The 23030-nt window shown below is 65.7% G+C and carries 22 protein-coding genes and 1 riboswitch; of the genes, 8 read left to right on the top strand and 14 right to left on the bottom strand.

Translation table 11 applies throughout. The features are described from left to right. Positions 1–238: 238 nt before the first annotated feature. Positions 239–2488 carry a TonB-dependent receptor gene (locus tag ACIQ3B_RS06160; RefSeq protein WP_397400671.1) on the bottom strand — a complete coding sequence of 750 codons (2250 nt, stop codon included), beginning with the start codon at positions 2486–2488 and terminating at the stop codon, positions 239–241. Positions 2489–2681: 193 nt separating this feature from the next. On the opposite strand from ACIQ3B_RS06160, the gene ACIQ3B_RS06155 reads away from it, so the two are divergent. The 3 genes from ACIQ3B_RS06155 to ppa all read left to right on the top strand — a co-directional run bounded on the left by ACIQ3B_RS06155 (position 2682) and on the right by ppa (position 4437). Beyond that, complete coding sequence (locus ACIQ3B_RS06155; protein WP_397400669.1) at positions 2682–3065, top strand: tetratricopeptide repeat protein; 384 nt, start codon at positions 2682–2684, stop codon at positions 3063–3065. Continuing rightward, entirely contained in the window at positions 3032–3829 is a 798-nt protein-coding gene (locus ACIQ3B_RS06150) for an aspartyl/asparaginyl beta-hydroxylase domain-containing protein (RefSeq protein ID WP_397400667.1), read from the top strand. Before ACIQ3B_RS06155 ends, ACIQ3B_RS06150 begins: the two co-directional genes overlap by 34 nt. Positions 3830–3903: 74 nt before the next feature. Then, a complete protein-coding gene (gene ppa / locus ACIQ3B_RS06145; protein WP_397400665.1) occupies positions 3904–4437 on the top strand; it encodes an inorganic diphosphatase in 534 nt (177 codons plus the stop codon). Here the strand turns inward: ppa and trmB are convergent. The 7 genes from trmB to miaB form a co-directional block, all read right to left on the bottom strand. Continuing rightward, the gene (gene trmB, locus ACIQ3B_RS06140) at positions 4434–5108 is read right to left on the bottom strand and encodes a tRNA (guanosine(46)-N7)-methyltransferase TrmB (protein ID WP_397400663.1); all 675 of its coding nucleotides are present in this window, start codon (positions 5106–5108) and stop codon (positions 4434–4436) included. The genes ppa and trmB overlap by 4 nt on opposite strands. 156 nt (positions 5109–5264) lie before the next feature. Further along, the gene (gene metK / locus ACIQ3B_RS06135) at positions 5265–6485 is read right to left on the bottom strand and encodes a methionine adenosyltransferase (RefSeq protein WP_397400661.1); all 1221 of its coding nucleotides are present in this window, start codon (positions 6483–6485) and stop codon (positions 5265–5267) included. An 80-nt stretch (positions 6486–6565) separates the two neighbouring features. After that, positions 6566–8164, bottom strand: coding sequence for an apolipoprotein N-acyltransferase (lnt, locus tag ACIQ3B_RS06130; protein WP_397400659.1), 1599 nt, complete (start codon positions 8162–8164; stop codon positions 6566–6568). A 7-nt stretch (positions 8165–8171) separates the two neighbouring features. Continuing rightward, positions 8172–9065, bottom strand: a complete 894-nt coding sequence (locus tag ACIQ3B_RS06125; protein ID WP_397400657.1) for a hemolysin family protein — start codon at positions 9063–9065, stop codon at positions 8172–8174. Beyond that, a complete protein-coding gene (ybeY, locus tag ACIQ3B_RS06120; RefSeq protein WP_397400655.1) occupies positions 9052–9528 on the bottom strand; it encodes an rRNA maturation RNase YbeY in 477 nt (158 codons plus the stop codon). The genes ACIQ3B_RS06125 and ybeY overlap by 14 nt, the downstream gene beginning before the upstream one ends. Continuing rightward, a complete protein-coding gene (locus ACIQ3B_RS06115) occupies positions 9525–10487 on the bottom strand; it encodes a PhoH family protein (protein WP_397400653.1) in 963 nt (320 codons plus the stop codon). Before ACIQ3B_RS06115 ends, ybeY begins: the two co-directional genes overlap by 4 nt. Next, complete coding sequence (gene miaB / locus ACIQ3B_RS06110; protein ID WP_397400651.1) at positions 10484–11842, bottom strand: tRNA (N6-isopentenyl adenosine(37)-C2)-methylthiotransferase MiaB; 1359 nt, start codon at positions 11840–11842, stop codon at positions 10484–10486. The genes ACIQ3B_RS06115 and miaB overlap by 4 nt, the downstream gene beginning before the upstream one ends. A gap of 129 nt (positions 11843–11971) precedes the next feature. Between miaB and ACIQ3B_RS06105 the strand changes: the two genes are divergently transcribed. From ACIQ3B_RS06105 to ACIQ3B_RS06095, 3 genes are all read left to right on the top strand, one after another. Then, positions 11972–12838 carry an acyl-CoA thioesterase gene (locus ACIQ3B_RS06105; RefSeq protein ID WP_397400649.1) on the top strand — a complete coding sequence of 289 codons (867 nt, stop codon included), beginning with the start codon at positions 11972–11974 and terminating at the stop codon, positions 12836–12838. A 206-nt stretch (positions 12839–13044) separates the two neighbouring features. Then, positions 13045–14103: a hypothetical protein gene (locus ACIQ3B_RS06100; protein ID WP_397400647.1), complete on the top strand. Its 1059-nt coding sequence runs from the start codon at positions 13045–13047 to the stop codon at positions 14101–14103. Then, on the top strand, positions 14100–14543 hold the full coding sequence (locus ACIQ3B_RS06095; protein WP_397400645.1) for a hypothetical protein: 444 nt from the start codon (positions 14100–14102) through the stop codon (positions 14541–14543). The genes ACIQ3B_RS06100 and ACIQ3B_RS06095 overlap by 4 nt, the downstream gene beginning before the upstream one ends. Positions 14544–14593: 50 nt before the next feature. Here ACIQ3B_RS06095 and rimM read toward each other — a convergent pair whose 3' ends face one another. The 5 genes from rimM to ACIQ3B_RS06070 form a co-directional block, all read right to left on the bottom strand. Then, entirely contained in the window at positions 14594–15100 is a 507-nt protein-coding gene (gene rimM, locus ACIQ3B_RS06090) for a ribosome maturation factor RimM (protein ID WP_397400643.1), read from the bottom strand. A gap of 11 nt (positions 15101–15111) precedes the next feature. Further along, complete coding sequence (gene rpsP / locus ACIQ3B_RS06085; protein WP_397400641.1) at positions 15112–15714, bottom strand: 30S ribosomal protein S16; 603 nt, start codon at positions 15712–15714, stop codon at positions 15112–15114. A 23-nt stretch (positions 15715–15737) separates the two neighbouring features. Beyond that, a complete protein-coding gene (gene ffh, locus ACIQ3B_RS06080) occupies positions 15738–17252 on the bottom strand; it encodes a signal recognition particle protein (RefSeq protein WP_397400639.1) in 1515 nt (504 codons plus the stop codon). 232 nt (positions 17253–17484) lie between these two features. Then, a complete protein-coding gene (locus tag ACIQ3B_RS06075) occupies positions 17485–17892 on the bottom strand; it encodes a metallopeptidase family protein (protein ID WP_397400637.1) in 408 nt (135 codons plus the stop codon). Continuing rightward, complete coding sequence (locus ACIQ3B_RS06070; RefSeq protein WP_397400635.1) at positions 17885–18451, bottom strand: hypothetical protein; 567 nt, start codon at positions 18449–18451, stop codon at positions 17885–17887. The genes ACIQ3B_RS06075 and ACIQ3B_RS06070 overlap by 8 nt, the downstream gene beginning before the upstream one ends. A 103-nt stretch (positions 18452–18554) precedes the next feature. Between ACIQ3B_RS06070 and ACIQ3B_RS06065 the strand changes: the two genes are divergently transcribed. Continuing rightward, positions 18555–20873, top strand: coding sequence for an ATP-binding protein (locus ACIQ3B_RS06065; RefSeq protein ID WP_397400633.1), 2319 nt, complete (start codon positions 18555–18557; stop codon positions 20871–20873). 127 nt (positions 20874–21000) lie between these two features. Here the strand turns inward: ACIQ3B_RS06065 and ACIQ3B_RS06060 are convergent, their stop codons facing one another. Further along, a complete protein-coding gene (locus tag ACIQ3B_RS06060; protein WP_397400631.1) occupies positions 21001–21771 on the bottom strand; it encodes an SDR family NAD(P)-dependent oxidoreductase in 771 nt (256 codons plus the stop codon). Positions 21772–21953: 182 nt separating this feature from the next. Here ACIQ3B_RS06060 and ACIQ3B_RS06055 point away from each other — a divergent pair, with 182 nt between their 5' ends. Continuing rightward, entirely contained in the window at positions 21954–22652 is a 699-nt protein-coding gene (locus ACIQ3B_RS06055; protein WP_397400629.1) for a DUF4386 family protein, read from the top strand. A 55-nt stretch (positions 22653–22707) separates the two neighbouring features. Further along, a riboswitch (cobalamin riboswitch) is annotated at positions 22708–22931 on the top strand. The last annotated feature ends 99 nt before the right edge of the window (positions 22932–23030 follow it).

The following is a 23030-nucleotide window of genomic DNA, read 5'->3' as shown; positions in this document are numbered from 1 at the left end:
CGCTGTATCGCCGCTCGGACGGCGTACGTGGTCGTGGCGCTGCCATGGAGTATCTGGCCCATAGGTCCTCCCGGAATGAAGGATCAGCTTGGCTGATTCCCCCACACTCCGGGACCAGACAGCTAGGTTTCGCCGAAACGAAGAGGGGCCGCAGCGGCCATGCCGTGCGACCCCTCATCCGTCAGCCTGCCGCCACCACCTTCTCCCCCAAGGGGAGAAGGCAGATTGCGCAATCGGCCTAGAACTTGGCCTTCACTTCCACACCGATCGTGCGCGGGTCGTTGACGAAGCCGGTCAGGTTGTTGAAGTCGATGCCGCCTTCGAGGCTCTTGTCGTTGGTGATGTTGCGGCCGAAGGCTGCGACCTCCCAAGCTTCGCCCGGCGCGCGATAGCCGATGCGCAGGCCGCCTTCCAGCAGCTTGGCGTCGTTGTACTCGGTCGATTCGTAGAGGAAGAAGTTGATCTTCGAGCGATAGGCCCAGTCGCTGAACACGAAAACCGAACCTTCACCCACCGGCCAGGAGTAGCCGGCTGTCACGCTGGCGATCCAGCGCGGCGCGTTGGGCAGGTTGTTGCCGTCGATCCGCACAGTGCCGGCGATCGGGCCGGCCGGATCACGAACGGTGCAGCCGCTGCCGCAAGGCTGGGTGAAGAGCGCCGGATCCTGGAGTTCCGTGTGATTGTAGGACAGGCCGGCCGTCAGCATCAGGCGATCCACCGGCTCGGCCTCGGCGTTGAACTCGAAGCCGTAGCCCGTCGCCTTGTCGGCGTTCAGCAGGCGGTTGAAGTTCGCGCCGCCGCCGACCGCTGTCACCTGCAGGTCGTTGGCGCGATAGTAGAAGACGCTGGCGTCAAAACGTGCGCGCCCTTCCGCCGCCGTCCCCTTCACACCGGCTTCGTAGGACATGACGGTCTCCTTCTTGGCGACCGAGAGGGTGTCGCCGAACACCAGGCGACCCTGGATCGACGGCGCGCGGTAACCGCGGGCGACGCGGGCGTATAGGTTCAGGTCTTCCGTCGCCGCATAGGTGGCGCTGACGTTGAAGCTTACGTCGCTGGAGTTGGGGCTGGTGCGCAGGACGGCCGTGTTGGGCGCACCGAAGGGCGAGCGGGTGCGCTGGGCCAGGAAGTCCTTGCTGTCGTCGGAATAGCGGATGCCGCCAGCGACGTTCAGCTGTTCGGAGACGTCATAGTCGAGGTTGGCGAAGACGGCCCAGCTCTCTGTCTTCTGGCTCTGGTAGGCGCGACCATCGAGGGCGCCGCCTGCCAGGGTGTTGAAGCTGTAGCTGTCGATCTTGATACTTTCGTTGAAGTAGAATGCGCCAACCGTATAGCCCAGCGGGCCGTTGTCGCCGGCCAGCCGGATTTCCTGGGTGAACTGGCCGTGGAAGGGCACGCCATCGGCGCTTTCCGACGGGAAGGGAATGAAGCCGGGGCCGAATGGCGGGGCGAACGAGGCGCCGAAGCCGCCGTCGATATCCGCACGGCTGTAGGTGTCGACGCGCTCGTAGGCGGTGATCGAGGTGAGCGCCGGCATGCCGTCGCCAAAGTCATAGGTAAGCTTCAGGTTGGCGCCGGAGGATTCCACCTTCTGGATGGCGCGGCTCTGGGCGTCCTGGCTGATGGTGTCGCGCTTGAAGCCTGTGGCGAAGTTGTTCGTGCCCCTCTGGATGATGTTGGCGCGGAACACGCGCGGCGTGCCGTTCAGGTGCTGATAGTGCAGGTTCAGCAGCGCACTGAACTCGGCGGTGGGCGTGTAGAGCAGCTGGCCGCGCAGGGCGTACTGGTCGTAGCCCTCCGAGTCGTTCTTGTCGCCAGAGCGCGTGTTGTCCACCCAGTCACTGCGGCGCTGGTAGAGGCCGGAGAGGCGGGCCGAGAGCACGTCGGCGATGATCGGGCCGGAGACTGCGCCTTCCAGGTTCATCGTGGAGAATGTGGCGTAGGAGGCTGAGCCGTAGCCTTCGAATTCCTTGGTCGGCTTGGCGCTTTCGAATTTCAGGACACCGGCCGGGGTGTTGCGGCCGAACAGGGTGCCCTGCGGGCCACGCAGCACTTCCACCTGGGCGATGTCGAACAGCGGGAAGCCCTTCAGCACCGGGTTTTCCAGCACCACCTCGTCATAGATGAAGGAGACCGGCTGACTGGCGTTGATATCGAAATCGGTGTTGCCGAGGCCGCGGATGTAGGGCCGCGGGAAGGTGCGGCCGAAGCTGGATTCCAGTGTCAGACTGGGAATGCGGGCCGACAGCATGCGGATGTCGCCGCCGCCCGAGCGGATGGCATCCAGCTTCTGGCCGCTCACCGCCGTCACCGACAGGGGCACGTCGTTGATGTTTTCCGACTTCTTCTGGGCGGTGACGATCACTTCGCCGAGGGTGGTGGCGTCATCAGCGGCCGCAGCCGTGTGGGGCGCGGCAAGCGCCAGGGCGAATGCGGAAAGGGACACACTGGCAACGAGCATGGCGCGGATCGACGCGGGCGACTTCATCTATTGAGACCTCTGGCGTTGTTCGGCGAAGGGGAAGCCTCGCCTTCCGACGGTTCTGCTACACCAAGGCGGGCCGTTTCGGCTTCGAACTTGACGCCTGTGTCACAATTCTGTCGGAGTGCGTGCTCACCAGGCAACAGTCGGCTGAATCACAGGCATGCGGTATGGCGGAACAACCTGAGGAGAGCGCCCTGTGAATGACATCGAACTGAACGCGCTGGGCGCCCAAGGGATGGCGGCGCTGGCGCGTGGCGGAAATGCCGAGGCGTTGCGATGCTTCAACGCCATCGTCGAGGCCGGACGCGCTGACGGAACCGTCTGGGTGGCGCTCGCCCTTGCACGGCAGGCGTTTGGCGATCCTGACGGCACAGCTCATGCGTTGGATGCGGCGCTGAAACTGGAGCCCCAGAATGTCCGGGCCCTGTTGATGAAGGGCGACCTGATGGCCGCCGCCGGCGACCGGCGCGCTGCTGTCAGCTTTATGGCGCGGCGCTGGATCTGGTCCCCGATACCGAGGGTCTGCCGCCCGAGGCGATTTCCGAGATGGACCGGGTACGTGGCGCGCGCGACCGGCTGAATGAGGTCCTGCACGCCGACCTGACGCGTGGCCTGGTGTCGCGGGGCTACGATCCTGCCACCGCCAGTCCCCGGTTCAACGAGTCCCTTGACCTGCTTGCTGGTCGCAAGCGGCGATACGTCCAGGAGCCGCGGTCGTACTTCTTCCCCGGGCTGCCGACGATCCAGGTCTATCCGCGCGAAAGCTTCGCCTGGCTGGACGCCATCGAGGCGGCGACCGCAGACATTCTGGCCGAGCTTCAGGCCCTTATGGCCGATAGCCCGGACGTTTTCGCACCCTACATCGAAGCTGAGGTCAATCGCCCGGCCACCCAGGCCGACCTGCTGGATGACGATACGTGGACGGCTTGCTACCTCTGGCGTGACGGCGCGCCGGTCCCGGAGATTGCGGCGCGTTGCCCCAGGACCATGGCGGCGCTCGAACACGCCCCGCTGGAACGGATCGCGGGGCGCTCGCCCTTCGCGCTGTTCTCAAGGCTGACTCCCGGCGCCGTGATCGCCCCGCACACCGGGTTTCATAACTCGCGACTGGTCGTGCACCTGCCTCTGATCGCGCCCAGGGGCTGCTGGTTCCGGGTCGGCAACGAGACCCTGACCTGGGAAACCGGAAAGGCCTTCGTCTTCGACGACACCATTGAGCACGAGGCCGCCAACGAGAGCGCGGAGACGCGCATCGTACTGATCTTCAACATCTGGCGACCGGAGCTGACCGAAGCCGAGCGAGGCCTTGTGGCCAGCTTGATGGAGGGCATCGCGGGGCTGTAGGGCTTTACTCTGCGGGAACCATCCGCCACAGACCGCGCACCCTCATGTGTGTGCACGAGAAAAGGCCCCTCCCCATGGACCTCTCCAAAATCTCCGTCGGCGTAAATCCGCCCTACGACGTCAACGCCATCATCGAGATCCCGCAAGGCGGTGAGCCGGTGAAGTACGAAATCGACAAGGAAAGCGGCGCCCTCTTCGTCGACCGGTTCCTGCACACGGCGATGTTCTATCCGGGCAACTACGGGTTCATCCCGCATACCCTCGCCGACGACGGCGACCCGATGGATATCATCGTGGTGGGCCAGACACCGGTGGTTCCGGGCGCGATTATCCGGGCTCGCCCCATTGGCTGTCTCATGATGACGGACGAAGCCGGCGGGGACGAAAAGGTGCTGGCGGTGCCGGTGGATGCGCTGCACCCGTTCTATACCGGCGTGGACAGCTGGCGCTCGCTGCCCAAGATCCTGACCGAGCAGATCGCCCACTTCTTCCAGCACTACAAGGATCTGGAAAAGGGCAAGTCGGTAGAGATCAGCCGCTGGGCCGACGCCGAGGAGACCGCCGAGCTGATCCGTCAGTCCATCGAGCGCTACAAGGCAGCAGGCTAGGTTTTCAGGAAATCCAGGAACACTGGCGCACAATCGCCCAGGCGCTTTTCCTCATAGCGGGTGGTTATGTGGTCGGCGGGCGGTCTGCGCCAGTCGCTGGCCTGATCGGCGGTCCAGACAAAGGCGGGGTTGGCAGAAATGACCTCCAGCGCCCAGTCCACATAGTGGGCGACGTCACTGGCGAACCGCAGCCGTCCGCCCCGCTTCAGCAGGCGCGCGAAGTCCGCGACTGTATCGGTCTGAACCAGACGGCGCTTGTGGTGCCGGGCTTTGGGCCAGGGGTCCGGGAACAGGATGAACACGCGATCCAGGCAGGCGTCGGGTAACCGCGCGATCAGCTCGCGGACATCGCCATCCTGGAGGCGCACGTTGTTCAGCACTTGCTCATCGATGTGACGCACGGCGCTGGCCACGCCGTTCAGGAAGGGTTCTGCGCCCAGGATCAACACGTCCGGCGAACGCGCGGCCTGGGCGGCCATGTGCTCACCGCCGCCGAACCCGATTTCCAGCCAGACCTCGCGGGCGTCAGGTTTCAGCGCCTGAAGGTTGACGGTCCCCGCCGGTATTCGAAGGCCCGGCAGGCGGCTTTCCACCAGAGCGGCCTGTCGCGGCTTGATGGGGCGCGACTTCAGCCGTCCATAGGATCGAAGCAGAGGGTGGGCGTCGGACATGGCGCCGTCTAGCTCATCACGCCGACGGCGTGAACAGCCAGAGTCCGACAGCACCTGAAAGTCCCGGCCAGGTCAGGATCACGACAGCCGCGGCGACCAGGCCGCATGGGCGCCGCGTTTCAGCGGCTGCGCCCACGCGCCCAGGCTCATGGTGGGTTACGCCAGCGCCTTCAGGGCATCGACCAGATCGGTCTTTTCCCAGGAGAAACCACCTTCGTTGTCCGGCTGGCGTCCGAAGTGGCCATAGGCCGCCGAGCGCGCGTAGATCGGACGGTTCAGCTTCAGGTGTTCGCGGATCGCGCGCGGAGTTGCGCCGCCGATCATACCCGGCAGGGCCAGTTCCAGCTTCGCCGGATCAATCTCGCCCGTGTCGTGCAGGTCGACATAGAAGCTCAAGGGGTTGGCCACACCGATCGCGTAGCTGATCTGGATGGTGCATTTGCGCGCGAGGCCAGCGGCCACGACATTCTTGGCCAGGTAGCGACAGGCATAGGCCGCCGAGCGGTCAACCTTGGTAGGATCCTTGCCTGAGAACGCGCCGCCGCCGTGCGGCGAGGCGCCGCCGTAGGTGTCGACGATGATCTTGCGGCCGGTCAGGCCGGCGTCGCCGTCCGGCCCGCCAATCTCGAAGCGGCCGGTGGGGTTGACGTGCCACTTGGTCTTCTTGGTGATCAAGCCGGCAGGGATCACGCTCTCGACGTAGGGGCGGATTACCGCCTCCAGGCGCTTGGGGGTGGCCATGTGCGTGCCGATGCGCTTCTTGTGCTGGGTGGAGACCACGATCTGCAGGATCTCGACCGGGCGGCCGTCCTCGTAGCGAACGGTGACCTGGCTCTTGGCGTCCGGCTCCAGTACCGGGCACTCGCCCGAGTGCCGTACATCAGCCAGCTTCTTGAGGATGTCGTGGCTGTATTGCAGCGTGGCCGGCATCAAGGCCGGGGTCTCGTCGCAGGCGTAGCCGAACATGATGCCCTGGTCGCCGGCGCCCTCGTCCTTCTTTTCGGTGGCATCGACACCCTGGGCGATATGGGCGGACTGCTCATGCAGGTGGCAGGCGTACTTGGCCTTGTTCCAGTGGAAGCCTTTCTGCTCGTAGCCGATGTCCTTGATCGCGGCGCGAACCTTGGGCTCGAGCGACTTCACGATCTCCTTGGTGAAAGCCTTGTTCTCGGACTTGGACCCGCCCGGTTTACTCGCGCGGACTTCCCCGGCCAGGACAATGCGGTTGGTGGTCACCAGGGTTTCGCAAGCGACCCGGGCTTCGGGGTCGGCGCTCAGGAAGGCGTCGACGACGGTGTCGGAGATCCGGTCGGCGACCTTGTCGGGGTGTCCCTCGGACACGCTTTCACTCGTGAAGATGTAGTTGGAACGGCTCAAGGGGTCGGGCTCCGGAATCTGGGGGAACAGGAATGCTGGCAGGAACCAATTTGGCGCAAGCCTATAAAGAAATCCTTATATCATGCCAAGGGCGAGCCTGAACCCAGGTCGGGACGCGCCGATCGACGACGTCGGCGGCCTGCAAGCCCGGCGCCAATCGACAGCACCACCATTCCAAAAAAGAGACCGTCGCCAATGCGGCTATAAAGGGTGGGCACCGCCGGCGCAGGCAGGCGCGCATCGATCACGCCGGCTCGACCCAACTCCAGGCTCAACCCGGGAAGAAGCCGGCCATGAGCATCAATGACCGCCGATACTCCGGTTGGCGTGGATCGAACCATAGGCAGGCCCTGTTCGATGGCCCGATAGCTTGCAATGTTGAGATGTTGCCAGGGGCCGCTGGTGGCGCCGAACCAGGCATCGTTCGAGATGTTGAGTATCCAGGCGGGTCTGGTTGCGCCGGACCCTAGCCCGGGAAACAACGCTTCATAGCAGATCAGGGGCTGCATCGCCGGGATCCCCGGGATCAGAAGCGGGCGCGGCCGGGGACCCGGCGTAAAATCCTCCGGCATGCGAACGAGGCTGCGAATGCCCAGGCGCCCTGCCAGATCACCCAGCGGCAGAAACTCGCCAAACGGCACCAGTCGATGTTTGTCATAGTAGCCAGTGACCCGAAGCGCTTCCCCATCACGCTGAAACGCCATCAGAGTGTTGAAGTAGCGATAACCCCCGTCCGCCGTCGGCTCGACGCGGTTTGCGCCCATCACCAGGCGCTGGCCTGGCTTGAGGGCGTCGCGCAGGCGAGGAGCATATGGCGATTCCGGCCCGATCAAGTCGTTGATAACCGCTGGCAGGGCGCCCTCGGGCCAGATGATCAGGTCCGGGACACCGGACGCCGGGCGCTGGGACAGGTCGACATAGTCCTGGAAGACCTGATCGAGGTTCTCGGCTCTCCACTTTTCCTTCTGGTCGATATCGGCCTGCACGATGCGGATCAGTGGTGCGTCGGGCGTGTAGAGCGTACGCGCGGAGGCCGCCAGTCTGCCGGCCCCTCCGGCGAAGAGGCCAATCATCGCCACGCCCGTCGCCATTATTGCCCCTGCCTGGGCCAGGCGCGGGATTGGCAACATCAGAAGCGCTGGCGCTGCGCTGATCGCCAGCGTGATCCAGGTCAGGCCATAGGCCCCGACCAGCGCGGCCGCCTGTGACGGCGCGCTGCCCGCCCGCCAGCTCTCACCTACGAGGTTCCAGGGGAACCCTGTGAGCACATGGCCGCGTAGCCACTCGACCACGGCGAAAACACCGGCGAAGACCAGAACCTTCCAGACACCATCCGGTCGAGCCAGCCGGTAAGCCAGACCAGCCAACCCCCAGAACAGCGAAAGTCCGCTCGCCATAAGGACGACTGCGAAGGGGGCCATCCACCCGTAGACCCGCGGGTCCACCAGAAAAGGTTCGGCGATCCACCAGGTGGAGATCCCGAAGTAGCCCAGCCCGGCGAGCCACCCTAGCCAGAAGCTTGTCCTCAGCGGCCGTGCGCTGGCGATTGTTTCCAGCCTGAGCAGTATCAGGCTGTAGCCGAGAAGGCCCACGGCGACCCCGAACGGCGGATGCGCCAGGCCGGCTGCGAGACCGCCAAGCAGGGCCGTGAACGGCGCATACCAGGTGGGGCGGGGCACCGGGAGCTCAGCCGGCGATCGTTGGGCGGGCTGTCGAACGGTGCACGCGAACACGGGTCACCCGCCGCGGGGAGGCGGCGAGAACTTCCAGAACATAGCCGTCCGGATGCTCGATCCGCTCGCGTCGCTTCGGCACACGACCGGCCAAAGCATTGATCAGACCGGCCACCGTATCAATTTCCTCGTCCAGATCCTCCGGCGCCAGATCGACGCCCTCTCCGATGGCCTGTTCCAGCTCTTCCAGTGGCGCGCGGCCATCGACAATCCAGCCATCGTCGTCTTCGGCCACCGGCATGTAGGCCTGATCGCTCTCGTCGTCGTGCTCGTCTTCGATATCGCCGACCAGCGTTTCCAGCAGGTCCTCCAGCGTCACCAGACCGTCGACGCCGCCGAACTCGTCCATCACCAAAGCCATATGGCTGCGCTTGGCCCGCATGGTGGTCAGCAGCCGCGTTGCGGCCATCGAGGGCGGCACATAGAGCACCTCGCGGACCAGGTTATGGCGGCCAATCAGGATTCGGTCCGTGGGCTTGGGCTTTCGGGTCGTGCGGGCCAGAAGCTTGAAAACGTCCTTGACGTGGACCACACCGACCGGGTCGTCGAGCGTGTCGCGATAAACCGGCATGCGGCTGTGTTCGGCGTCCACGAAGCGGGCCACCAGTTCGGCGAAGGTGCTGCTGCGGTCCACGCCAACGATGTCCGTGCGCGGCTTCATCACATCCTCGACCCGGAGGGCCTGGAATGCGCGCGCCTGGGTGACCAGCTCACCGCCGGTTTCCAGCATAGGGTCCGGCCCATCATCAGCGGCATGTTCGGTTGTCCGGCGAAAGGCGTCGAACAGCCCCGCCAGGCCCCGCCAGAGGCGCGAGCCATTTCGACGGGATCGATCAGGATCGGTCATGCTCTCCCTCGCCGGCACCATAGGGGTCGGAAACCCCCAGTCTGCCCAGCACCGCACGCTCGAGGTCTTCCATGACCCCGGCTTCATCATCGCTCATGTGGTCGTATCCGAGAAGGTGCAGAACGCCATGCACCGTCAGATGTTGTAAATGGTCCGAGAGCGATTTGCCCTGCTCGGCGGCCTCGCGGGCGCAGACGCCATAGGCCAGGGCGATGTCGCCCAGCAGGTTTTCAGGATTTGGACCCGCCGGGAACGACAGCACGTTGGTGGGGGCCGCCTTGTCGCGGAAGCGGGCATTCAGGTCCTGAACCGAGGCGTCATCGGTCAGCAGCACGGAGATGCTTTCTCCCCCTGCGGGTTGATCCCTGGCCGACAGCGCCGCCTCCGCCGCCGACCGCACCAGCGTTTCGGCCTCGGGCAGGGCGTCAGTCCAGGCAGAATCCTCGACTTCGATGTCGATCAAACTGTGCGCCCGCGCCTGGCCGCATCGTCGTCGTAAGCGCGCACGATACGCTCGACCAACGGATGTCGCACCACGTCCTCGGCTTCGAACCGGGTGAAACCGATCCCTTTCACGCCCTCCAGCAGGCCGACGGCGTGAGCCAGGCCGGAATCGTTCGGGTGCGGCAGATCGATCTGGGTGGGGTCGCCCGTGACCGCCATGCGCGAACCCTCGCCCAGTCGGGTCAGCACCATCTTCATCTGGGCGCGGGAGGCGTTCTGGGCCTCGTCGACGATCACGAAGGCCTGACTCAGCGTACGGCCGCGGAGGAAGGCGATGGGCGCGACCTCGATCTCGCCCTTCTCGCGGCGGCGGCGTAGTTGCTCGGCGCCCAGGATATCGGTCAGCGCCTCCCAGACCGGCGCCATATAGGGATCGACCTTCTCGTTGAGATCGCCGGGCAGGAAACCCAGCCGCTCGCCCGCTTCAACGGCCGGTCGCGAGACGATCAGGCGGTCCACATCACCGCGCAACAGCATGCCCGCGCCATGGGCCACCGCCAGAAATGTCTTGCCGGTTCCTGCCGGACCGAGCCCGAACACCAGATCACAGCGCCCCAGCGCCTCAAGGTAGCGAGCCTGGTTTGGCGTCTTGGGCGCCACCTGGCCGCGACGGCCCACCGGCAGGGACTGGCCCGCCGCGCCGCGCGCGCCGGTTCCGCCGCGGGCCTGCCCGATGGCCACCCGCACATCAGCATCACCGACCTCAAGACCCTGGTCGGCGCGATCGGCGATAGCCTGGACGGCCTTCTTCGCCTGGCCGCGGGCCTTGGTGTCGCCGCTGAGCGACACGCCGCCGCCAGGTGTTTCCACCAGCACGCCGAAAGCGTCCTCGATCAGGGCCACATGACGGCTGTTGGTTCCGGCCACCGCGCGGACTGCGACGTCGGACAGCGGAATGAACTCCGGCGTGCGGCTCATGCGGGCGTCAGGGCCTCGGCCAGCACGCCAGACAGGCTCATGCGGGCTGCGGCCTCGATCCTCACCGGCACGATCTGGCCGATCATATGCGGCGGCGCGATGGCATGGACCGCCTGCAGATAGGGGCTGCGGCCGATCAGCTGACCCTCATGGCGGCCCGGGCGCTCGAACAACACCGGCAGGATCCGGCCCACCTGGCTCTGGTTGAACGCGCGCGCCTGTTCGTCCAGCAGGGCGTTGAGGCGCGCCAGCCGTTCGTCCTTGACCTCTTCGGCCACCTGGCCCGGCATGGCCGCAGCCGGGGTGCCGGGACGCCGGGAGTATTTGAACGTGAAGGCCGAGGCGTAGTTCACATCGCGGACCAGCTGCAGTGTCGCCTCGAAGTCGGAATCCCGCTCGCCCGGAAAGCCTACGATAAAGTCGCCGGAGATCGCCATGTCGGCCCGGCTCGCGCGGATCTTCTCGATCAATCGCACATAGCTTTCCGCCGTATGGGCGCGGTTCATCGCTTTCAGAATCTTGTCCGATCCCGACTGCACCGGCAGGTGCAGATAGGGCATCAGTGCGTCCAGATCACCGTGCGCGGCGATCAGGGTATCGTCCATGTCGCGCGGATGGCTCGTGGTGTAGCGAATGCGGTCGACGCCCGGGATTTCTGCCAGCCGTCGGGCCAGGCCGGCCAGACCCTCGCCCGCGTCGTTTGCGCCGTTGTAGGCGTTGACGTTCTGGCCCAGCAGGGTGATCTCGCGCACGCCCTGCGCCGCCAGGGACCGGGCCTCGGCCTCGATGTCGGCGGCCGGCCGCGACCACTCCCCGCCGCGCGTATAGGGTACGACGCAGAAGGTGCAGAACTTGTCGCAGCCTTCCTGCACCGTCAGGAATGCGGTCACGCCGGTCGGCCTGCGGGTCGCCGACAGGACGTCGAACTTCTCCTCCGGCGCAAATTCCGCCGACAGCCGTTCGCCCCGGGCGCGGTGGCTTCGTGCTATCAACTCCGGAAGCTGGTGGTAGGCCTGCGGCCCGACCACCAGATCCACAGCGGGCTGGCGGCGCATGATCTCTTCGCCCTCGGCCTGGGCGACACAGCCGGCGACGGCGATCGTCATCGTCTGACCTTCGGCCCGGCGAGCGTCCTTCATTTCGCGGATCTTGCCGAGCTCGGAATAGACCTTCTCGGTGGCCTTCTCGCGGATGTGGCAGGTGTTCAGCACCACCAGGTCGGCGTTCGCCGGATCATCGGTCATGCCATAGCCCAGGGGGCTGAGGACATCAGCCATCCGCTCGCTGTCATAGACGTTCATCTGACAGCCGTAGGTCTTGATGTAGAGGCGCTTGGGCGGCGCGGGCGCGGACATTCCGGGGTTATGGGGGCGCGGCCGCCGGGGCGCAAGTTTCGCGCTGCCCATCTGGCGGAACGGGCCTTCTCACAGACCCGTCGAAAGCGTATGCCGCCCCTTCGCAAATGCAGCATCACGGGACCGCGCATGGACACCCAGACCCTGGTCGAGACGCTTCAGCTTGAACGGCTCGAGGTCAATCTGTTCCGCGGCACCACGTCGGACGAGGAAGCCCGCGAACGCATCTATGGCGGTCAGGTGATCGCCCAGGCATTGCTTGCGGCTTATGAGACCGTCGAGGATCGGGTCTGCCATTCCCTGCACTGCTATTTCATCCGGCCCGGCGATCCCAATGTGCCGATCGTCTTCGACGTGGATCGTTCGCGGGACGGCGGCAGCTTCACCACTCGCCGGGTGGTGGCGATCCAGCATGGTCAGCAGATCTTCAATCTCGCAGCCTCGTTCCAGGTGGAGGAAAAGGGCTTTGAACACCAGACCGAGATGCCTTTCGCTCCGGGCTGGGACACCGTCGAAGACGACACAGAAGTCCAGCGCCGCCGACTGAAGGACGCCCCGCCCGAGGCCCGGGCCTGGCTGGATCGGCCACAACCCATCGAGATGCGGACAGTAGACGAACGTTTCGACGTCGCCGCGCCCGGGCCGCGCGAGCCGTTACAGCAGGTCTGGTTCCGCGCCAAGGACACGATCGGCGCCGACCCGCACATGCACCAGGTGATCATGGCCTATGCCTCCGACATGAGCCTGCTCGGCACTTCGGTCCGGCCGCACGGGGTTAGCTGGCAAACGCCGGGCTTTCAGTCGGCCAGCCTGGATCACGCCATGTGGTTCCATCAGCCCACGGACTTCAACGAATGGCACCTCTATCACCAGGAGAGCCCGTCGGCTTCCGGTGGGCGGGGCTTCAATCTGGGCTCGATCTACCGGGCGTCGGACGGCGTGCTGGTGGCGAGCTGCGCCCAGGAAGGGCTCATGCGGATGCGGGGTGTGAAGTAGTTTGTTCTTGATTTGTTCTTGACCTGACTTCGAACTCGAGTTATCGTCGCAAAACTCGGGGTGGCGTGACGGCGCGGGCCCGTATTGTGGGAGGGTTGGGGATGGCTGGAAAACAGCCGGATCGCGGGGCTGCGCGTCGAGAGACGATGCCCGAGTTTGTGGCTCGGCGGGCGCGGGAAGTCGCAAATCGAGGCTTGGCGGCTGAGATGGCTGCCTACGATGCCGTTAAGGCGGCCATTCGAACCGGGCAGGGCTATCGCCTGATGACGCCGGGAGAGGTGGTTACCTTTGGAGCAGGCCTGATTCAGCGCTCCAAACCTAGGCCCGCCGCGCCGCCGGCGCCGTCCGCGCGCTCAAAACCAAGCAGTCTCGACGACAGCCCAACCGCAAAAGCTGTAGGGGGTACGCTGGCGTATGCCGCTGGACTCGCTCCAGGCGCCGTCCGGGGGGCGGTGCATACAGGCCAAGGCGCCGTTGATGCCGCCCTATTCGCGCAGCGTTTGGCGAATCCCCTCGATCTGTTGCTCAGTCCATCCGGTCAGTCAGCGGTCGCCCAGGCGTCCAATGCGGGCCGATTGTTCGCCGACTACGCGGTGGAGGGCGTGCAGAACCCATCGAAGGTCCGTAACGACTTGACGTCTGCTTTCCAGGATTTCCGCATCAAACACGATCCGACTGTCACGCCGGCTGCCGATACCTTGGGCGGCGAGATGAAGCGGACATTCGCGCTTGGCATGAACGGCGGTGAATTGCTGTTCGATGGCGTATCCTTGGCCGCGGGCGGAGGCGCCATTCGCGGAGCCGCCGGTTTAGGTCGGGTCGCAAAGGCCGCCAACGCGACCGAGCGCGCCTATCTGGCCGCGAACCCTGGTATCGAAGCGAGTTTTGCGCGGCCATACTCTAAGAAGCTCATGAGCCATCATATTCTGAACCGCGGCGCGAAACTGCCGAAGGTGCTAGGCGGCGGACCCTACCCGGAGTGGCTCATCGAGAGCGAACTCAACAAAATCCGCCATGACCCGGGTGTGACATATCGCGATCTCTACCGAAATCACCGCGGTGTAGGCGGAGATCGGCATTTCTCTGGCGGAAAGATTCCTGACAAGTTTGGCGGAGGTCGGTGGAGAACCGAGGACTTGGGTTGGGACACCTATGGTCCGCTTGATCGGTTGAACTATGGGACCTCACCGTACACAAAAGGGGTAGTCGGACCCGTCCTTGTCGGAGGTGTAGTCGACAAGCGCACCCGCGGAGAGGCACCATGATCGTGCGGGAGTTTGCAGAGTTCAAGACCACAATCCCCGAAGATGGCGACCACTACGCCGAAGGCGGGAAGGCTTACGCTACCGACGTCGCCATCGCGATCAGCGAGATCCTGAACGATATTGGATACGACGCCGATCCGCCGGAGAATGCGGGCGATCACGGCTGGGACTTCGAGGTCCGGATCAAGGGGTATCCGGAAGGAAGCCGCGTCTGGTGCACGATCACCTTGATCGGAGACTACGTTCTACGGTTTGAAAACAAGACCTGGGGATGGCGGGGAAGGGCGCGAAAACGCTATCCGCAACCCTATGTCGACGCTCTGCGCGATCTGAGTCAGGCGATCAGGGCCGACCCGAGGTTCTATGATTTACGCTGGGCGGATCATTTCGACGACCTCGAGACCGACAAAGCCGCACCCGACCCTGTGGGCGAAGGGTAGCTGGTGACCAGCGACGCCCGCGATCTCGGACAGTCTGGAAAGTCCGATGCCTACTCCACCTCGTGCGGCTTCACAGCCACCACCTCGCCTGCGTCGATCCGCACTTCGGGCACGGCCTCGCGGGTGAACGGCAGGTACCAGGTTGCGCCGCCTTCGGCGGGTAGCACCTCCAACAAGTCGCCGGCGCCGAAGTCCTGCACCGCCTTCACCTTGCCCAGCGGCTCGCCATCCGGCGACACGACCGCCAGTCCGATCAGGTCGGTGACATAGAACTCGTCGTCGTCGGGTTCGGGCAGATCGGCGCGGGCGATGTAGAGTTTCAGGCCGCGCAGGGCCTCGGCCTGATCGCGGGTCTGGACCTCGCGGGTCCAGACCACGACGCTGCCCTTGGAGGCGCGGCCTGACGTGATGGTAAGGCCGGGCGACCCGTCCTCACGCAGCAACGCACCATAGTCCACCAGAGCCAGCGGCTCGGCGGTAAAGCTGGTGATGCGGATCTCGCCGCGGACCCCGAAGGCGCCCGCGACACGACCCACCTGGATGAGATCCTGGCTCATCCAGTCGCTCCCTAGGCCTTGGGTTCGCCTTCGGGGGCGGCCTCAGCAGCAGCCGACTCTTCGGCCGGAGCCTCGGCAGCGGGGGCTTCTTCGGCGGCGGCAGGTTCAGCGGCGACTTCTTCCGCAGCCACAGGTTCAGCGGCGGCTTCAGCCGGAGCCTGTTCAGCGGGTGCAGCTTCGGGAGCAGCTTCCTCGACGACGGCCGGGGCTTCCTCGGCCACCGGCTCCTCGACCACCGGCGGCGGGTTGGCGGCGGCTTCAGCGGCGGCGGCGGCGCGATCAGCCTCCTTCTGAGCCTTCTCCTCAGCGCGCTCATTGGCCTTGCGGCCCGGCTTGCCCTTGGTCGGGTTGTTGCTGGCGGTCCATTTCACAACGCCGACCTTGCCGAGCTCACGTGCCACGCGGTCGGTGGGCTGGGCGCCCTTGGCCATCCACTCCTGGATGCGCTCGACCTTCAGGACCACGCGGTTCGGATCGTCCTTCTTGAGCAGCGGGTTGTAGGTTCCGACCTTCTCGATGAAGCGGCCATCGCGGGGCGAGTGGCTGTCAGCGATCACGACGGAGTAGTAGGGGCGCTTCTTGGTGCCGCCACGGGCGAGACGAATTTTCAACATGGGATAGGTCCTTGGTTTTCTGTCTATTTCTTGAAGGGATTAAAGCCTTGCGGCAGGCCGCTGCCGCCGAGGCCGGGGAGTTTCGGCATGCCGCCGGGCATGGATTTCAGCTTGGCGGCCATCTCTTCCATCTGCTCGGGCGTTGGCGCCTGGCCACCGCCCATCTGGGCCAGTTTAGACATATCCATGCCGCCGCCGCCCAGCATCTTGGCCATCTGGCCAAAGCCCTTGCCGCCGTTCTTGCTCAGCGACTTGAAGGTGTCAGCCATCTGCCGGTGCTGTTTCAGCAGGCGGTTGATCTCGGCCACGTCGACCCCGGCGCCCTTGGCCACGCGGCGTTTGCGTGAGGCGGCCAGGATGTCCGGCTTTGAACGTTCCTGCTTCGTCATCGACGAGATGATCGCCAGCTGACGATCAAAGGTCTTGTCGGACAGACCGCTCTGGGCGATCTGTTGCTTCATCTTCTGTACGCCGGGCAGCAGGCCCATCATGCCTTCCATGCCGCCCATACGCTTCATCTGGCTGAGCTGGTCGGCCATCATGTCGAGGTCAAACTGGCCCTTGGCCAGCTTGCGCGCCGTGGCTTCCGCCTTGGCCATGTCGAGTTCTTGCGTCGCCTTCTCGACCAGGGCGACCACGTCGCCCTGACCCAGGATACGGCCCGCGATCCGCTGGGCGTCGAAGACGTCGAGGCCATCGATCTTTTCCGATACGCCGAGGAACTTGATCGGCAGACCGGTGACGGCGCGCATGGAGAGGGCTGCGCCGCCCCGGCCATCGCCATCGGCCCGGGTCAGCACCAGGCCCGTCAGCGGCAGGCGCTCATGGAAGGCCTTGGCGGTGCGCACCGCGTCCTGACCGGTCAGGGCGTCGGCGACCAGCAGGGTTTCGGCGGGGCTGGAGATCTTCGCGATCTCGGCCGCCTCGCTCATCATCGCCTCGTCCAGCGTGGTGCGGCCGGCGGTGTCGAGGATCAGGATATCGAAGCCCTGGAGGCGGGCCGACTGCATGGCGCGGCGGGCGATGTCGGGCGCAGCCTGGCCGGCGACGATGGGCAGGAAGCTGGCGCCGGCCTGCTCGGCCAGCATGCCCAGCTGCTCCATCGCGGCGGGGCGCCGCGTGTCCAGCGAGGCCATCAGGACCTTCTTGCGCTCGCGCACCAGCCGCAGCGCCAGCTTGCCCGCGGTGGTGGTCTTGCCCGAGCCCTGTAGGCCGGCCATCAGGATCACCGACGGCGGGTTCAGCGAGATGTTGAGACCCTCGGCCTCGCCGGTCCCGCCCAGCATCTCGACCAGGCCGTCGTAGGTGATCTTGACCACCTGATCGGCGGGGCGCACCGAGCGGATCACGGCCTCGCCGGTGGCGGCCTCGGTCGCCTTGGCGATGAAGTCGCGCACCACCGGCAGGGCGACATCGGCCTCGAGCAAGGCGACGCGGATCTCGCGCATCACCTCGGTGACGTCCTTTTCGGACAGCACGCCGCGGCCCGAGAGCCGGTCAAATACCGAAGACAGCCGATCTGTCAGCGCGTCGAACAAACTCGTCTCCTATAGCCCAAACGCAGTCGACCCCCGTGGACGATCACGTCGACGGGGGGCCTCGCCGCCCTCGTCTCAGATAAGTCCTGAGGGTCGTGGCGGTAGAGGGCGCTGACCAAGGTTGGCGCCGGAAGGAGCGGCTTATGCGCCGAAGAGGGTGTTCAGGTCAAGGAAGGGGGCTTTTGCAAGCTAACGTCGGCTCTTCCTGTCGCCTGCCGCGTCAGGGTTGGCTTCATTCTGTCGCCGCCTCAATCGCATCGATATCCGGGTCGGACAGCCCGAAATGGTGGCCGATCTCGTGGATCAGCACGTGGGTGACCAGTTCCTCCAGGGTCACCTCGCCATTCTCAGCCCACTCGTCGAGGATGGGTCGACGATAGAGGAAGATCCGGCTCGGCTCGGGCTCCGCGCCGAAGCCGGAGCGCTCGGCCAGGCTGACCCCGGAATAGAGACCGGTCAGTCCGAACGGGTCCTCTATGCCCAGGTCGGCAAGAACGTCTTCTTCCGGAAAATCATCGACCCTGATCACCACCTCACCGGCCAGCCTGCGAAAGGCCTCGGGAAGGCCGGTGAAGGCGTGACCCGCGATCTCGGCCAGATCGTCGAGGCTGGGCGCATGGCCGGTCACGGGGTTACTCATCAGGCATAACAATATGTGGCGCCTCTGGCGGCCGGATTTCAAACAGGCCGATATCCAGCGGCTGTTGCGGTTTGACGGGGCGCAACGGCGTGCGCGCAATCGCCTGCAATGTTTCAGGCGTCAGTCCCTGTTTTGACTTGCGCGCCTGCCGGGCCTGCGGCGCCTCCAGCGGTCGCTCGGCGGTGGCGATGCGCCAGTAGGAGATGCTGAGCCGCCAGACCGTCTGCGGCGGCCGGGGCGGCGTCGGCCAGCGTTGGCCGTCCACGAAGGTGGGCTCGACCGATCGGGCGCGGGGTGTTCCCTCGGCCACCTGCTCAATCAGGCGGCAAAAGCGCTCTTCCGGGTCTGGCGTAGAACCCGTTCGCTCGTCGTCCACGCGACCAGCATAGGCGTCGAGCGCAGCAGTGCGGGTCGCGAAGGCCGGGCCAACGGCGTCGGTGGTGAAGACGACATCCACTCCAGCCCGACGGCGCGCGTCGCTCATTCGGCCGGCGCGGCCGAGCGGGCGCAGAAGGGCCTGCTCGGCGTTGGCGGCCAACGGGTAGAGGATCGCGGTCATCGGGGCATTCTGGCGGAAAAACCTTTCCGAATGAACGCCCGCCGCGCGTGCGAGCGATCAAACCCCGGCCTAAGGTGTGCGAGACTGATTCGCCGGGGCGTTCATGAGTGCGCACGAACTGATGCTGGCGGCGGCGGCGGGTGCGGTATGCCTGGCGCTTTCCACCGTCCTCTGGGCCTTTGCCCAGCGTCGCGCTGCGGATCGTCGCGTGGCGGACCTGATGACCCGCATCCGTCGCCTGGAGGCCGGGGCCGAGACCGCCCAGGCCTCGGCAGAAGCTTTCGATTCCGCTCTGCTGGCCGTGGAGGATGGCCATTGTCTGCTGGCCTCAGGCGAAGAGAGTCTGGGTGTTTGCTGCGAAGCCCTTGGCCTGGTTGGCGGCGATCCGCAGGCCATGCTCAACGCCCTTATGCGGGCCGATCCCGACCACGCACGACGGCTCCGCGCTCTCTTCGAGCGTGGCGAACCCTGCGCCTTCGAGGTCAAGGGGCCGGGCGGTGTCTGTACTGTGGAGGGTCGCGCCGCCGGGGCGCTGGCCTGGCTGCGGGTTTCGGCCGTGCTCGGAGAGGACCCGGGCTTGCCCACCGCGCCGCGTTTCGCCGCCTTCCTCGACGCTCGTGTCAGCCCGGCCTGGATCGCGGCCGCCGACGGCTCGCCGGTATGGGTCAACGCCGCCTGGCTCAGGGCCGTGGACGCCGTCAGCCTCGATGACGCCGCGCGCCGCGGTGCGGCTTTTGATCGCGGCGCAGACGCCATCGCCAGCGAGGCGGCCAACCTTGGCCAGCGACGCGAGGCCATGCGCTGGCTGAGCCTCGGGGGCCGTCGCCGTGCCTTCCATATCGCCGCTCAGCCGCTGGAAGGCGGGGGCGTCGGGGTCTGGACCGAGGACCTCACCGATCTCGAGGAGGCCCGGGAGGACGCCAGACGCAATGTCGAGGCCCACGACGAGACGCTGAACCGCATCGATGATGCGGTGGTGATCTTCGACCAGGCCAAGCGGCTGAAGTTCCACAATACCGCTTTTGCCGAACTCTGGAACCTGGAGCCGGCCTGGCTGACCGAGCGGCCTACCCATGGCGAAGTACTGGATCGCCTGCGCCAGCGCCGCCGCATTCCCGAGACGGCCGACTACGCCAAATGGAAGGCCGCCGAGCTCGAGCACTACGAACATCTCGACGCGGCTCCCGACGACATGTGGAGCACGCCGGACGGGCGGACGTTGCGCGTGGCCCGCCAGCCGCATCCGATGGGCGGGCTACTGCTGCTGTTTTCCGACATCACCGGCGAGTTGAAGATGAAGGCCCAGTACAACGCCTTGATCCAGGTCCAGCAGGCCACGCTCGACAAGCTCTCCGATGCGGTGGCGGTGTTCGGGTCCGACGGCCGGATCCGCCTCCATAACGAGAGCTTCGAGAAGTACTGGAACATCACGCCGCTCCAGCTGGAGGCCGCAGGCGACTTCGAGGGCGTGGTTGAGCTCTGCGTCCACAAGCTGCATGACATGGCGTTCTGGAAGGAACTCAAGGGCCGAGTCGCCGACCCCGACCCATCCGCCCGCATGCCGATCACCGGCGAGGCCCAGACCTCCGATGACCGCACCCTGGAGTATCGCTCGCGGCCATTACCCGACGGCGCCACCCTGATCGCCTTCACCGACGTCACCGACGCACGTCGGCTGGAAAGTGCGCTGGCGGACCGCGAGCAGGCCTTGAGCGAAGCCGAGCGGTTGAAGCGGGATTTCGTCGGCAACGTCTCCTACGAGCTGCGCACGCCGCTCACGACCATCATCGGCTATTCCGAGATGCTGGAACACGCCGGAGATGCGCTGCCGGCGCGCTCGCGCAGCCACGCGGCCGCCGTGAAGGCCGCCGCCATCCAGCTGGCCCGCTCCATCGACGACGTCCTCGACATGGCCCAGATTGACGCCGACGAGATGGCGCTCAACCTGAGTGAGGTGAACGTGGCCGATCTCCTGAGCGAGGTGATCGCCCGCTGGCGCGATGACACTGCCGTCGGCGGCATCCAGTATGTGCTGCAGAGGGCCGATGGTGTGGGCGTGATCCGTGGCGACCGGCGCCGTCTGGCCCAGATCCTCGACCATCTGATTGAAAACGCCGTCGCGCAGACACCCGCCGGCGGTACGGTGACCGTGGCGGCCCGCAAGACATCCGGAGAGGTTCAGCTCAAGGTTTCGGACACCGGGCGCGGGATCCCCTTCCACGTGCAGGCGCATATCTTCGACCGCTTCATCGGCCGCGAGCGTGGCGGGCCAGGGCTTGGCCTGGCGCTGGTCAAGGCCTTGACCGAACTTCACGGCGGCTGGGTGGCGCTCGAGAGCGAACCCGGCGCCGGCGCTACCTTCACCTGCCACCTGCCCGAGGAAACCCAGACTGTGAGCCAGCCCCGGCTAGGCTTTGGTTGAGCGGGTCAAACACACGGAACTGACATGCGGATCATCGGCATAGCGGCCGCCCCGGCCCTGGCGCTGCTCCAGTGCCTGGACGCCAACACCGTCAAGGAACTGCGCAACGTCGCACCATGATGGGGCCTCAGATCGCCGTGTAGCCGCCGCCGATGACCAGTTCGGCGCCGGTCATGAAGCTGCTCTCGTCCGAGGCCAGGAAGACAATCCCGTCCGCGATCTCGCGCGCGACACCCAGGCGGCCCATGGCATGCCGCGAGATGATGCCGTCGCGCATCTCGTTGCCATTATCCGACCGCTGAATCGCGTTGATCACCATCGGGGTCTCGATGAAGCCCGGATGTACGGAGTTCACCCGCACGCCCAAGGGGGCCAGCTCAAGCGCGGTGGACTTGGTCAACATCAGGACTCCGCCCTTGGATGCGCAATAGGCCGGCGCACCGGCCAGGCCGACTTTCCCCAGGATTGAGGACAGATTGATGATCGAGCCGCGGCCGGCTTCGACCATCGCCGGCGCGACGGCCTTCATGCCCAGGAAGGTGCCATCGAGGTTGATGGAGATCATGTTGCGCCAGGCTTCAAACGTCACCTGAAGCAATGGCCCCCCGCCGCTGGCGATGCCGGCGCTGTTGACCAGAATATCCAGGCGACCGAACCGGGCCATGACGGCAGCGACCACCTCGGACCATCTAGCTTCGTCGGTCACATCCTGCGCCATGAAGACGGCTGTGTGGCCTTTTGCCGTGATATCATCGGCCACCGCCTGTCCTGCCTTGGCGGACATGTCGGTCAGTACGATGGCCGCACCCTCGCGCGCCAACCTGCGCGCTCTCTCCGCGCCGAGTCCCGACGCGCCACCCGTGATCAGCGCCACCTTGTCCTGAACCCGCCCCGCCATTGCTCCGCTCCCTCGTGCTGCTGTTTGAAACACTTTAGCCACTGCATGAGGGCCGAGTCCCGTGCTCCAACGCCCACCGGCAATTCCGGGATTGATTATAGTTTAGTACTAAACCATAGTGGCCGCAGGCGACGGGCCGCCATCGGGGCGCAACCATCCGCGCCGGTGGAGCCAGACACATCATGCGCCCGTTCTATCTTGCAGGCGCCGTCCTGCTGCTGTTCCAGGCCTTCGGGATTTTCCTGCCGATGAGCGTCCTCGGCGCCGCCATCGACTGGCCGGCCAGTCTCGATTTCCCAGCGGCCCAGGTTTTGCCGCTGATTCACGCCCAGGAGGAGGCCGTCCGCCTGGGTTATGGCCTGTATCTCGGCTGGTCGCTGACCTTCGCCGCCAGCGCCGCCCTGATTGTCGGCCTGGCCAGGGGTGAAAAGCCCATGAGCGCACTGGCCACCCTGGCCATCGGGCTTGGCGTCGCCTCGGCGCTTGCGCGCGCGATCGGTATCGTGCGCTGGCTGACGGGCTCCAGCGCCCTGGCAGACGCCTATGCTCTTGCCCCCGCAGGGTCATCCGAACGCCTCGCCATCGAAACGACCCAGATGGCGATCAACGCCTATGGCGGCTCCGTCGGCGAGGATCTGGGCGTGTCGGCCTTCGCCGCCCTCTGGTTGATTTTCGCTGGCGCCGTGATCCTGAAGGACAGGGGCCTCCCGGCCTGGCTGGGCTGGCTCGCCTTCCCCGTCGCCGCCGTCTCGGCCATGCCCGCTGTCGCTCTCGTAGGTCTGCAGTCGCCCGTCGATGTGGTGATCGCCACCACCGCCATGCTGCTCTGGATCGCCGCCGCGGCGGGCGTGCTGGGCCTGCGGAGTTTGAAAAGGGTTTGAGCCAGACCGGCTCATCGCCTATCCACGGCTGGTGAAGTCGCCCCTCGGGGCGGTGTTGCAATGACATCGCGTCGGTAACGGGAATTGAGTGCGGTCGCCTGCGCGTCCAAATCTCAGGCTGTCCCTGCAACTGTAAGCGGCGAGCGTGATGCGCATGCGGTCTCTCATTCGGGACTGCAGCCACTGGGACTGACCCGTCCATGCGGGAACGTCCTGGGAAGGCGCGCATCGGGCGTTGACCCGTGAGCCAGGAGACCGACCGGCGCGGGTCGCTCTTGCCGGGCTCAGGGATTGGCCAGGCGCGAAAAGACTTCGTCTGAGCGACGAACGTGCGGTCGGGGCCGCATCGGTGTTTGCCGGGGGATGCTCACGCGTCCG

This window comes from Phenylobacterium sp. (genome assembly GCF_044358365.1).
Taxonomy (GTDB): domain Bacteria; phylum Pseudomonadota; class Alphaproteobacteria; order Caulobacterales; family Caulobacteraceae; genus Phenylobacterium.
The sequence above is the reverse complement of the archived record's forward strand: the minus strand, read 5'-3'. Positions and strand labels throughout refer to the sequence as shown.

What these genes read in the sequence shown, in the direction of transcription:
- ACIQ3B_RS06070 (WP_397400635.1), bottom strand. Translation starts at nt 18,451, where the DNA reads ATGACCGCGATCCTCTACCCGTTGGCCGCCAACGCCGAGCAGGCCCTT.
- ACIQ3B_RS06105 (WP_397400649.1), top strand. Translation starts at nt 11,972, where the DNA reads ATGGACACCCAGACCCTGGTCGAGACGCTTCAGCTTGAACGGCTCGAG.
- trmB (WP_397400663.1), bottom strand. Translation starts at nt 5,108, where the DNA reads ATGTCCGACGCCCACCCTCTGCTTCGATCCTATGGACGGCTGAAGTCG.
- ACIQ3B_RS06065 (WP_397400633.1), top strand. Translation starts at nt 18,555, where the DNA reads ATGAGTGCGCACGAACTGATGCTGGCGGCGGCGGCGGGTGCGGTATGC.
- ACIQ3B_RS06115 (WP_397400653.1), bottom strand. Translation starts at nt 10,487, where the DNA reads ATGAGCCGCACGCCGGAGTTCATTCCGCTGTCCGACGTCGCAGTCCGC.
- ACIQ3B_RS06095 (WP_397400645.1), top strand. Translation starts at nt 14,100, where the DNA reads ATGATCGTGCGGGAGTTTGCAGAGTTCAAGACCACAATCCCCGAAGAT.
- miaB (WP_397400651.1), bottom strand. Translation starts at nt 11,842, where the DNA reads ATGTCCGCGCCCGCGCCGCCCAAGCGCCTCTACATCAAGACCTACGGC.
- ACIQ3B_RS06100 (WP_397400647.1), top strand. Translation starts at nt 13,045, where the DNA reads ATGGCTGCCTACGATGCCGTTAAGGCGGCCATTCGAACCGGGCAGGGC.
- ACIQ3B_RS06075 (WP_397400637.1), bottom strand. Translation starts at nt 17,892, where the DNA reads ATGAGTAACCCCGTGACCGGCCATGCGCCCAGCCTCGACGATCTGGCC.
- ACIQ3B_RS06125 (WP_397400657.1), bottom strand. Translation starts at nt 9,065, where the DNA reads ATGACCGATCCTGATCGATCCCGTCGAAATGGCTCGCGCCTCTGGCGG.
- rpsP (WP_397400641.1), bottom strand. Translation starts at nt 15,714, where the DNA reads ATGTTGAAAATTCGTCTCGCCCGTGGCGGCACCAAGAAGCGCCCCTAC.
- ACIQ3B_RS06150 (WP_397400667.1), top strand. Translation starts at nt 3,032, where the DNA reads ATGGACCGGGTACGTGGCGCGCGCGACCGGCTGAATGAGGTCCTGCAC.
- ACIQ3B_RS06060 (WP_397400631.1), bottom strand. Translation starts at nt 21,771, where the DNA reads ATGGCGGGGCGGGTTCAGGACAAGGTGGCGCTGATCACGGGTGGCGCG.
- ACIQ3B_RS06055 (WP_397400629.1), top strand. Translation starts at nt 21,954, where the DNA reads ATGCGCCCGTTCTATCTTGCAGGCGCCGTCCTGCTGCTGTTCCAGGCC.
- ACIQ3B_RS06160 (WP_397400671.1), bottom strand. Translation starts at nt 2,488, where the DNA reads ATGAAGTCGCCCGCGTCGATCCGCGCCATGCTCGTTGCCAGTGTGTCC.
- rimM (WP_397400643.1), bottom strand. Translation starts at nt 15,100, where the DNA reads ATGAGCCAGGATCTCATCCAGGTGGGTCGTGTCGCGGGCGCCTTCGGG.
- ppa (WP_397400665.1), top strand. Translation starts at nt 3,904, where the DNA reads ATGGACCTCTCCAAAATCTCCGTCGGCGTAAATCCGCCCTACGACGTC.